General features: G+C 47.0%; 11 protein-coding genes. 10 read left to right on the top strand and 1 reads right to left on the bottom strand.

Translation table 11 applies throughout. The features are described 5' to 3' along the window. Window positions 1-160: 160 nt before the first annotated feature. A complete protein-coding gene (locus COV46_01170; GenBank protein ID PIR18166.1) occupies window positions 161-2,989 on the bottom strand; it encodes a hypothetical protein in 2,829 nt (942 codons plus the stop codon). Window positions 2,990-3,531: 542 nt separating this feature from the next. On the opposite strand from COV46_01170, the gene COV46_01165 reads away from it, so the two are divergent. The 10 genes from COV46_01165 to COV46_01120 are packed head-to-tail and all read left to right on the top strand — an operon-like array spanning window position 3,532 to window position 11,164. Beyond that, window positions 3,532-4,386 (top strand): hypothetical protein, encoded by an 855-nt coding sequence (locus COV46_01165; protein ID PIR18165.1) that lies wholly within the window; start codon window positions 3,532-3,534, stop codon window positions 4,384-4,386. Continuing rightward, window positions 4,365-5,267, top strand: a complete 903-nt coding sequence (locus COV46_01160; GenBank protein PIR18164.1) for a chromosome partitioning protein ParB — start codon at window positions 4,365-4,367, stop codon at window positions 5,265-5,267. Before COV46_01165 ends, COV46_01160 begins: the two co-directional genes overlap by 22 nt. 29 nt (window positions 5,268-5,296) lie before the next feature. Further along, complete coding sequence (locus COV46_01155; GenBank protein ID PIR18163.1) at window positions 5,297-5,746, top strand: hypothetical protein; 450 nt, start codon at window positions 5,297-5,299, stop codon at window positions 5,744-5,746. Beyond that, entirely contained in the window at window positions 5,746-6,171 is a 426-nt protein-coding gene (locus COV46_01150; protein ID PIR18162.1) for a hypothetical protein, read from the top strand. Before COV46_01155 ends, COV46_01150 begins: the two co-directional genes overlap by 1 nt. After that, window positions 6,164-6,631, top strand: a complete 468-nt coding sequence (locus COV46_01145) for a hypothetical protein (protein ID PIR18161.1) — start codon at window positions 6,164-6,166, stop codon at window positions 6,629-6,631. The genes COV46_01150 and COV46_01145 overlap by 8 nt, the downstream gene beginning before the upstream one ends. Next, window positions 6,628-7,170, top strand: a complete 543-nt coding sequence (atpH, locus tag COV46_01140; GenBank protein PIR18160.1) for an ATP synthase F1 subunit delta — start codon at window positions 6,628-6,630, stop codon at window positions 7,168-7,170. Before COV46_01145 ends, atpH begins: the two co-directional genes overlap by 4 nt. After that, window positions 7,161-8,663 (top strand): F0F1 ATP synthase subunit alpha, encoded by a 1,503-nt coding sequence (locus COV46_01135; protein PIR18159.1) that lies wholly within the window; start codon window positions 7,161-7,163, stop codon window positions 8,661-8,663. The genes atpH and COV46_01135 overlap by 10 nt, the downstream gene beginning before the upstream one ends. A 3-nt stretch (window positions 8,664-8,666) precedes the next feature. Beyond that, window positions 8,667-9,497, top strand: a complete 831-nt coding sequence (gene atpG / locus COV46_01130) for an ATP synthase F1 subunit gamma (protein PIR18158.1) — start codon at window positions 8,667-8,669, stop codon at window positions 9,495-9,497. A gap of 13 nt (window positions 9,498-9,510) precedes the next feature. Continuing rightward, complete coding sequence (gene atpD, locus COV46_01125; protein ID PIR18157.1) at window positions 9,511-10,929, top strand: F0F1 ATP synthase subunit beta; 1,419 nt, start codon at window positions 9,511-9,513, stop codon at window positions 10,927-10,929. A gap of 1 nt (window position 10,930) precedes the next feature. Beyond that, window positions 10,931-11,164 carry a hypothetical protein gene (locus COV46_01120; protein PIR18156.1) on the top strand — a complete coding sequence of 78 codons (234 nt, stop codon included), beginning with the start codon at window positions 10,931-10,933 and terminating at the stop codon, window positions 11,162-11,164. Window positions 11,165-11,261: the final 97 nt, after the last annotated feature.

Raw genomic sequence — 11,261 nt, 5'->3', positions numbered from 1 at the left:
CGTTGTTATTAAATTATAGGCGCGTTGTCAATACCGAATTACCGAAGCCTGACCCCGTTTATTCGTTTATTCGACCATCTCTTGATTTGACATCGCCCCCGCCACATTGGCCGCGAGGAAAAGGAACAACACAGTTAATATTATAAGTTTTTCATGGTCTTTATTTAAATTTGTATTCCCTCAATATTCCATCTGCCAAAAAGGCTCTATCACCAATTGTAAACGGATATGGTGTATTGAATGAAGCGGTCCTATGTGTAGCAACCACCCTTGTCAGGTCATCTGAAAGGACCATGAACCCATCGCTTGATTTTAAACGTACCTTCCCGGCTATTTTACCTAATCCCGTTGATAACACGGGCATTTTACTTATGACCGAGAGCTTCCCATTATCAAAAACTCCCATCATCGTCTCTTTTTGCTCGGTTCTTAGCGCAATTATTATTCTTTTGTCCTTAACTGTCGCTCCTAATACGTCGCCTTCGGATATTTTTATGAAATCAACTCCGCTTGGGTCTACGAATATGATACCATCATTTGCCGCAAAGTATGCCCTATCACCTACAGACCCTGCGCTTACAATTCTTGATGGATTGACATCGTATTCATTTACTACCTTTGGCCTCATTGGGTCATTAAGGCTGATATAAAATATCTTTCCCTCATTTGAATAGACATAAAATCCATCGCTATGACCTACTAGTCTATCGACTGAATAACCCAGGAACATTGTTGTGTAAGGCTGTGCTGGGATACCGCTATAATCTTCTTGGGTCGCGAAAAGGCTGATAGGAGACAACCCGCCGCCCGACACCAAAACATTATTTACGATCTCTACATCCCCGTTCGAGGAGCCTGTATAAAATTCACCTATAATTATGGGATTGCGATCTAGAATGGAATTACTGTTATAAATAGTCAATTTTTGGTCCCATTTCACCTTATCTTCAAACGTCCACTGCTCCTCCACCAGATAGTCCCTGTCGGTATAGACAACATTATTCATCTCAATGCTGGTATCCATAATCTCTAAGTTATCTCTTAGGCCACTAACTTCAAATTCAACAACATTGCTGTATGGAGAATCTCCTAAACCTGACCTGACCCGCATTCTGGCATAATATGTTCCCTCTCTCATCCCCTCCATCATATCCCTGTGTGGCATAAATGCCTGATTTGCAACTTCCTGGTCAGCAAGCCTGTAATTCACTATCAACCCCTCTTTATCAAAGTTGGCATTTTGACTGATCTCAATAAAAACCTTACCGTTTTTGTTATTTGGTGTTGAAAACGAAAAAGTAGGTATTTTTAAGCTGTACCGATCTAGATATTTGAAAGACAGATCTGGTGCGGCGGACATTTCATCGACTATTATCTCCCTTACCGCCGGATTTCTTGCGGTCAAACCGTCTTTGCCCATATTAAATTCTACAATATACCGCCCATTGACCGAAAACTTGTGACTTATCGAACATTTATTTGATTCGGATATAATGCTTCCTACCACCGCATTGATAACTTTGAAGCCGCATGAGACACCTTCTTCCTTTTTGCCAACGAACTTTATTTCTGTCCCGGCAGTAATGTATTGGTTTTGTGATGGTTCGACGATTTCTGGGATCAGTCTATGCTCTTTCAAATTATAAAGTTCCCATGCCATCCTAATGTCCGGGAGTCCTCCTATCGTACCAGGATAGGCCGCAAAATTTTGCGGCTGCGCAGAAGTACTTATTAAGCTTCTCATTTCCCTCGGTGATATAAATCTATCTGTCGCCTTGGCCATCGATTGAATCGAGGCCGCTACACCGGCAACTATCGGGCTTGCCGAAGATGTACCAGCAAAATCAGCTGTATAAAAATTATTCTCTGTTAGATGATAAAGATCTCCATAGCCGGTAGTTGTCACTGCCGCACCATAACCCATGACGTCCACTCTTGAACCGTTATTGGAAAAATCAAGTCTTCCTAAATGTTCTTGTCTTTGGTAATTATTGCGCGGTGGAGCTCCAGCACCAACCATAATGGCACCGCTATCCTGAAATGTCCTATCAAAGATCCTTTCATAAACGGGGTGGTCTAAATTCTCATCGCCATTCCCAGCCGCTTCCACAACAATGATCCCGCGTGAAGTCACCTCTTTAATGGCATCAAAATTAATTGGAAAATATTCCATTGGGACATAGCCCTGCTGCCTCGGGCCCTTGTTTGGCCCGCCCGCATGCATCTCCAGAAGGATCACGTCGCCAGCCTCCAATTTAGTGGCGGCAAAAAGGATATATTCAGCAACTGTAGGATACTTTGAACTGTCTACAGACACGGTTACGGCCTTTGCCTTTGGAACGATACCTGTAATCCCAAATCCGTTGTCTGCTCCTATCATCACGCCAAGCACGGCCGTCCCATGATCTACATAGGAACTATTGACTCCATATATATATTCAAGATTATCCTTATAGTCATCGTGTCTTGCCTCCCAGCCCCATTCAATATCGGCTATCGTTACATTCTCTCCCGTCCCTCCTGGCACCATCCATGCAAACATGGCATCTACTCCTCTTGGGGACGGGAAAAGATGATCTTGCAGACTGGTCCAATCCTTTACATCTTGCGAACTATTTAATGCCTGATCCTCGGGATTCTGCGAATGCCTTATCACTGCAAGCTCATAGTGTGGTTCGATATATGCGTATTCAACGGTTGGATCCTTTTGAAATTTTCGAATAGTCTCCTTAGCCTCAATAGCATTCTTTGTTTCATAAACATGCACCCTGTCAAAAGGATTAACAACCATCTCTTTTCTGAACCCAACTATGCTTATTGGAAGCCTTGAGGGCTGTGAAAGCGGCCTTTCTGTCATTGCCTTTGCAGACAACGCAATGGAGGCTGTCCCTTCCTTCATTTTTACAACAATTGTCTCGGCAAAAATTAAATTGGCGGATAGGATCGATAAAAATAGAGCGGTAAACAGCATCAAAGCCATCTTTTTCATAGCACTCTACTTATCGGCAAGGACGCTAAAAAAGTTGCTATAAATTTGGTGGCTTCGCTGCGGCAAGCATGTCCTGAGCGTAGTCGAAGGGCTCGTTCAGCCCCCAAATTTTAAAGCCACAACAGGTTTTACTTCCTCATACGGCAAACACCTCATCGCTCGCTTCACTTTCGTTACGCTCGCGAACGCCAGCAGCTTCACGGACAGTTGGTCACTCGCTTACCTCTAATGATAAACTCATTAAGAAGTTGTGCGCGTGTTTTGAAGGGGCGGGGAAGGTGAGAGAGCGACGTCGCGGAGGGCACGGCATCGGCAGCCATTCCATAAACGCCGTGCCTGAGCGCCGAGACGCCGACTTCGCGGCGTTTGAGCGAAGGCGGACATCGGTCGTTCGAACATCTTACCCGTCCCTTCAAAACCGGTCGCATATTGGACAATATGTCAAATCGCGGGCCGTTCGATTATTCATTTAACTCTTGATTTCTTTGTAATTACATGCGAAAGACAAAATTGTTTCACGTGAAACAATTTTGGGGGCTCAATTGGCAGAGATCATAGCAATTTGTAATCAGAAGGGCGGGGTAGGGAAGACGACGACCGCCATCAATCTTGCCGCAAGCCTTGCGGCGGCCGAAAAGAAAACCCTCTTGATAGATCTTGACCCCCAGGGGAATGCCTGTAGCGGTCTGGGCGTAAACAAGAGAAATGTTAAAAAGGGGATATATCAGGTGCTTCTTGGTGAAGCCAAACCGGAAGATGCCATTATCCACACCTCCCTCCAATGCCTCAAGCTTATCCCTTCCAATGCAGATCTTGTAGGGGCAGAATATGAACTCTTGGATATTGTTTCACGTGAAACAATCTTAAAAAGAGCAATAGAATCAATATCTTTGAAGTTTGATTACGTTATTATGGACTGCGGGCCCACATTAGGACTTTTAACGCTAAACGCCATGGTTGCAGCTAATTCCATATTAATTCCGGTACAATGCGAGTATTATGCAATGGAAGGCGTAGCAGACCTTACAAATACTATAAATCTTGTGAAAACCAGGCTTAATCCGACCCTCAAAGTAAAAGGCATCGTCCTTACCATGTATGACGCCAGAAATTCGCTCTCAAAGATGGTCGCCGACGAAATAAAGAAGCATTTCAAAGAGACCGTATTTCAGGTCATTGTCCCAAGAAATGTGAAGCTCGCGGAAGCCCCGTCTTACGGTAAACCTGTCATCCTTTACGATATTCGTTCGAAAGGTGCCGAGGCATATTTTGAGCTAGCAAAAGAACTTTTAATGAAAGACGTGCTTGCCTCAGACGAGGTAAGACAAAATGCACTGAAGCCCCTCGACCGTGGCCCGGGGCAAGGAGAAAATGAATGCAACAGCGTAAAGCCTTAGGACGCGGACTAGACGCCCTTATCCCGGCCGGCGTCAATATTGCGGATGAGGCGTCTATCTTAATGCCAAAGCCCGTGTCAATGCCAACGGGTGAGAGAATGAGGACCGCTACTGTTGATTCAATAATACCGAACAGGCTTCAGCCCAGAAAATATTTTGACGAGGGAAAGATCAGAGAGCTCTCTTCATCAATTAAAGAACAGGGAATAATTCAGCCGCTCATCGTCACTCAAGCCTCTACCGGAAAATATGAGCTCATCGCCGGTGAACGCAGATTACGCGCCGCTAAGATGGCTGGCCTTACGGAAGTACCAATTGTCATCAAAAATGTCGACACCGAAGGAATGCTTGAGCTCTCCATCATCGAGAATATCCAGCGTGAAGACCTGAACCCGATAGAAGAGGCCGTTGCATTTCAGGAGCTTATCGATCAATTCAATTATACTCAAGAAGAGGCCTCGACCCGACTTGGAAAATCCCGGACCGCCGTCGCAAATTCGCTGAGGCTTCTGAACCTTCCCAAGGTCATACAAGATGATATCGCAACCGGACGGATGACGTCCGGCCATGCACGAGCGCTTCTTTCCATAAACAACCTTCAGGAACAGCTAAAAATGCGAGAGCGGATACTTAATGCTGCGCTAACGGTAAGGGACGTGGAAAAAATGATCCAGAACATCAAGCCGCAGGCCTCTAGGTATTCCACGCGGGCCGCTCCATTATCGCCGCAGATGAAATTCGTCTCCGATGAAATAACGAAGAGACTTGCAACAAAGATAAGGCTTGAACCGGACAAGGAAAAGAAGGGTGGACGTATCGTAATAGAATACTATACGCTTCAGGACCTTGACAGGATCTATAGCTTAATAATAACAAAATAACTGTTCCGGTTAAAACGAGGAAGAAAATTATGTTCAAGGGTCGTACAGAAAAGGGCACAAGGGTAGATCAGGTGAACGGCCTGCTAGATAAGGGCTGCAGTTTTGAAGGCAAGCTTACCTTCGACGGCACGGTCCAGATCAACGGCAACTTTCAGGGCGAGGTTTATTCCGATGGCACGCTCATCATCGGTAACGACGCCCACGTCGATGGCGGGGTCTTTGTTGACACTCTCATCGTCTATGGAAGCGTTCAGGGAAATATCGAGGCAAAGTCCCGCATCGAAATGCATGTTCCCGCAAACGTTGTGGCCGACATCAAGACCAAGACCATTTCAATAGAAGATGGCGTAACATTCCAGGGCAAATGCCAGATGGATAAAGCGGAAACGACAAGGACCTCTATCCGAGCCTCGATATCAAACGAAAAACAGGAAACCGGTGATAACGCTGAGCGGGACGATAACGTCTTTATAATGTAATGGAGATACATTTACTACCCGATAAAACCTCGTTCATTCAACTTGGAACGTTCCTTGCTGTCCTCGTTGCGCTCAAATTTCTGATCTTTAATCCTTTAATAAAGATCATTAAGGCGCGAAAGGACCGTACCGAAAAGCTCCTCGCCGAGGCAAAGGCCCTTGAGAGCAGAATAAGAGAGGCCTCGCTCGAATATAATGAAGGCCTCACAAAAGCGAAGGATGAAGCTTCAAAAAAGGCCGACAAGATAAAGGCCTTGGGTCTTAAGGAAGAGGCCGCGATCAAGGCAAAGGCAAGGGAAGAGTCGATGGGTTTGATAAATGCCGCAAGGGAGAAGATAGAGGCCACCAAGAACAAGGCGATGGTCGATCTCAGAAAAGACATCCCTTTAATAGCGGAAGAGATAATAAAAAAGATCAATGGTTGAGACATTTAAAATTATAAATTTCATTATATTCCTTGGGGCCCTTTTCTTTTTGCTTAAGAAGCCCGTAAAGGACTTCTTTGCCTCAAGACATAGCACGCTAAGCGAACTCATACTTGTCGCCCAAAGGACCTACGACACCTCCCACATGGAGATGGAGAAGCTTCGCCCGCTCGTCGGCGGATTGAAGGCCGAGTCGGAAAAAATAATGAGCGCGGCCATCGAAGAGGCAGAGTCTGAAAGGGCGCGCATGATGAACACCGTAAAAACATATGCCGATCAGATAAAAAAGGACGCATCCTCTTTTATAGATCACGCGACAAATAAAGCGATAAGAGAGATAAGGCTCGGCACGGCTCATTCTATATTCGATGTAGTAAAAAAAGAGCTTTCAAGTTCACCCCCTGAGAACAAAAAGGCGGTGGTCGAAAGGTCTATTAAAGAGATCGGCGCTAACACATGAGAGATCAGACCATAGCCAATAGATACGCACTTGGGCTCATCAAGGCCGCAAAGGAAGATGGGGCCGTTGAAAAGGTTCGTGAAGGCCTCCTTTTGCTGGGGGATGTGATCAGAAAGAACAAGGGCGTTTTGAACTGGCTCACCGACGAAAGCGCGACTAGAGATAATAGATTCAAGTTCATCGATGAGGTCTGTAACGCGCTTAACGTTCATAAATATGTAACGAACATTCTAAAGCTCCTTGTGGACAAGGAGAGGGTCCGCTTCTTTTATCATATAATGGATATCTATAACGACATGGCCGACGATGTCCTTTCCATAAAACGCGGGATTTTTACGCTTTCTGACGGGTCTGACGCCGACAATATAAAAAATGAACTTGAAAACTTGTTTTCAAAGAAATTAAATAAAAGAGTAAAACTAAAAGAGACCTCCGACGCAAGAACGATCGGCGGCATAATGGTCAACATATCTAACGTTATCTACGATGCGACCGTTAAAAGAACCTTAGATGAAATGAAGGAGAAAATATGTCAATAAGGGCCGATGAAATATCAAAGATAATCTCGAACCATATTAAAGATTTCGGACGGGAGGTGGTGCCGGAGGAGGTTGGTTATATACTTTCGGTCGGCGACGGTATCGCGCGCGCCTACGGCCTCAACAACGTGATGCTTGGCGAGCTCATTCTCTTCCCCCACAATATTATCGGTATAGCTCTTAACCTCGAAGAGGATTCGGTCGGTATCGCTATCATGGGCGAAGATGTGGAGCTTAGAGAGGGCGATGTTGTAAAAAGAACCGGGCGAATCGCAGAAGTACCGGTAGGCGACAAGGTGGTTGGAAGGGTGGTAGATGCGCTCGGAAGGCCGATAGACGGCCTCGGGGCTATAGAAACAAATGAGATGCGCAAAATTGAGCTGGTGGCTCCCGGCATCGTCCAGAGACAACCGGTCAAAGAACCCCTTCAGACCGGCATCAAGGCGATAGACGCAATGACGCCCATTGGCCGCGGCCAGCGCGAACTGATAATCGGCGACCGTCAGATAGGGAAAACGGCAATAGCGATAGACACCATCATAAACCAGAAGGGCGGCGATGTTTTCTGTATCTACGTCGCGATCGGGCAGAAGCTCTCAACCGTTGCAAGGGTGGTCGACAAGCTAAAGACCCACGGGGCCATGGAATATACAACGGTTGTAGCCGCTAACGCCAGCGACCCGGCGCCACTTCAATATCTTGCGGCCTATTCCGGCTGTACAATGGGCGAACATTTCCGCGATACAAAGAGACACGCGCTCATCGTCTATGACGATCTCTCTAAACATGCGGTAGCCTATAGACAATTATCGCTTCTTTTAAGAAGGCCCCCGGGGCGCGAGGCTTACCCCGGCGACATCTTCTATTTACACTCACGACTTTTGGAACGCTCCGCAAAGATGGCCGATAAATACGGTGGCGGTTCGCTGACAGCCCTTCCCATAATTGAAACACAGGCGGGTGATGTTACATCTTACATCCCTACGAACGTCATCTCGATCACCGACGGGCAGATATATCTTGAAACGGATCTCTTCTATGCCGGCGTCAGACCGGCCATTAACGCCGGGCTCTCCGTCTCGCGCGTCGGCGGAAATGCGCAGATAAAGGCAATGAAACAAGTGGCAGGCATGCTCCGCTTAGAGCTCGCGCAATACAGAGAGCTTGCCGCATTCGCCCAGTTCGGGGCCGAGCTCGACATGGCCACAAAGAACCAGTTAAGTAGAGGCGAAAGGCTTACCGAGCTTCTCCTGCAGGGACAATATAGACCAATGAACGTCGCCATGCAGGTTATAGAAATCTATGCGGCAACGGCCGGATATCTCGACGGATATCCTACGGAAAAGATAAAACATTATCTGGAAAAACTTGAATGGGCGTTCACCAACAAGCATCATGATATCATTAATGACCTCTTGAATAAAAAGACGCTCGACGATGCAATGAAAAAGAGCATCAACGCCGTTCTGGATGAATTAAAAAAGGAATTCTAGTAGATGGCAACGCTTAAATCCATAAGAAAGCGGATAATTTCGACGCAGAGCACTAAAAAGCTGACCCACGCGATGAAGATGATAGCCTCTTCCCGCATGAGAAAGGCACAGCAAAGGGTCTGCACTGCAAGGGCCTATAATAAAGAGCTGAGGCGTATCCTTTTGGAGATAGTAAAAGAACAAAAAGAGATCTCTTCTTTTCTGTTAAACCCACAGGAAGATGAGAAGGGGATAGTTAATATATTCGTCATAAGCTCGGACAGGGGACTTTGCGGCACGTTCAACGAGCATCTGTTAAAAAAGGTCCGGGCCACGCTTGATAAAAGATACCGAATATTCGTCATTGGTAAAAAGGGGCGTGATTTTTTCCGGCGAAACGGGATCGAAATAGAAAAGGTCTGTGCGCAACCGGACCTTTCAAAGGAGATGAACCTAGCCATTGAAAGATATCGAAAGGGAGAAATAGACGAGGCCTACATCGCCTACAATAAGTTCCAAAGCTTAGGCTCTATCGAACCCTCTATTGAAAGGATATTGCCCGTTGACCTTGGCGATTTTATGCCGGTGCTTTCCGTAGATCATATTTGCGAACCGGGCGCCGAAGAGGTAATAGAGCGGGCTATCAAAAGGACGATGGAAACGGGTTTTCTGCTTGCGTATCTGGAATCAAGCGCCGCTGAGCTTTCCGCTAGGATGATAGCAATGGAAATGGCCACAAAGAACGCCGATGACCTTATAATATCGCTGACACAGGTTTACAACAAGGCCCGTCAGGCGACAATTACAAGAGATCTTATCGATATAGTCGGCGGGGCAGAGGCCTTAAAACGATGATCGGAGAAATTATATGGAAACAAATGCATTGGGAAAAGTCGTTCAGGCAATAGGACCCGTGGTAGATGTCAGGTTCCCGGACAGTGCAGACCTTCCTGAGATATACACGGCCCTTAAGATAACCAACCCGTCCATCAACAACAAGCCTTTGAACCTTGTGGTCGAAGTGGCTCAACATATTGGTGAGAATACGGTAAGGACCATTGCCATGGACGCGACCGACGGCCTTGTTCGCGGCATGGATGTGGTCAATACCGGCGAACCTATTCAGATGCCGGTCGGAAAAGAGGTCTTGGGCCGAGTTATAAATGTCATCGGCGAGCCGGTCGATGAATGCGGCCCTATAAATGCAAAGAAATTTTATCCAATTCACAGGTCTCCCCCGTCATTTGAAGAGCAGGCGATATCGCTTGAGATGTTCGAAACCGGCATCAAGGTCATCGACCTTTTGGCCCCTTACTTAAAAGGCGGGAAAATAGGCCTCTTCGGCGGCGCAGGAGTTGGAAAGACCGTTCTATTGATGGAGATGATACACAACGTCGCCGTACATCACGGCGGATATTCGGTCTTTGCCGGAGTGGGGGAGAGGACCCGCGAAGGGAACGATCTCTGGTTGGAGATGAAAGAGTCCGGCGTTATCGATAAGGCCGGCCTTGTCTATGGACAGATGACCGAACCCCCCGGAGCGCGCGCAAGAGTTGCCCTATCTGCGCTCGCGGTCGCTGAATATTTCAGGGATGAAGAGAGGCAGGACGTTCTTCTCTTCATAGACAACATCTTCCGATTCACCCAGGCCGGCAACGAGGTCTCGACGCTTTTAGGAAGAATGCCTTCTGCCGTTGGTTACCAGCCAACGCTTGCCACCGAAATGGGAGAGTTGCAGGAGCGTATCACCTCCACAAGGAACGGCTCAATTACTTCCGTTCAGGCCATCTATGTCCCTGCCGACGATCTGACCGATCCGGCACCAGCAACGACATTTGCCCATCTTGATGCCACAACTGTTCTTTCAAGGAACCTGATGTCGCTCGGCATCTATCCGGCGGTCGATCCCCTCGATTCAACCTCCAGAATTTTGGCCCCCGACATCCTCGGTGAGGAACACTATAAAGTGGCAAGAGATGTTCAAAAAATATTACAGAGATACAAGGACCTTCAGGATATCATCGCGATCCTCGGCATGGATGAGCTATCGGACGAGGATAAACTTATTGTCGGAAGGGCAAGAAGGATACAAAAGTTCTTTTCCCAGCCGTTCTTTTCCGCCGCTCAGTTCACCGGCAACGCGGGGAAATATGTACAACTTGCGGACACAATAAGAAGCTTTAAGGAGATATGCGAGGGGAAACACGACGCGCTCCCCGAACAGGCGTTCTACATGGTGGGGAGCATCGAAGAGGCGATAGAAAAGTCAAAGAATATCTCTAACTGATATGATATTAAAGATACTGACCAGCGAAAAAGAGATCGTTAATAAGAAGGTAGACCGCGTAACTCTGCCCGGCGTGGTCGGCGAGATGGAGATACTTCCCGGTCATGCAAAACTTGTAAGTATATTGAAAGAGGGTGACGTTTGGTTCGCCGCCCATCCCGACAATGAAAAAGTACCCATTAGATCCGGTCTTGTAGAAGTTGCGGACAACACTGTAATAGCGCTCATCGAATAAAAGGCACCTCTAAAAACCTACTTACTCTGTCATTGCGAGCCCCGAAGGGGCGCGGCAATCTCCCGCAAACACTTGATTTATGGAGATTGCTTCGTCG

It is taken from the genome of Deltaproteobacteria bacterium CG11_big_fil_rev_8_21_14_0_20_49_13 (assembly GCA_002796305.1).
Taxonomy (GTDB): domain Bacteria; phylum UBA10199; class UBA10199.
The sequence above is the reverse complement of the archived record's forward strand: the minus strand, read 5'-3'. Positions and strand labels throughout refer to the sequence as shown.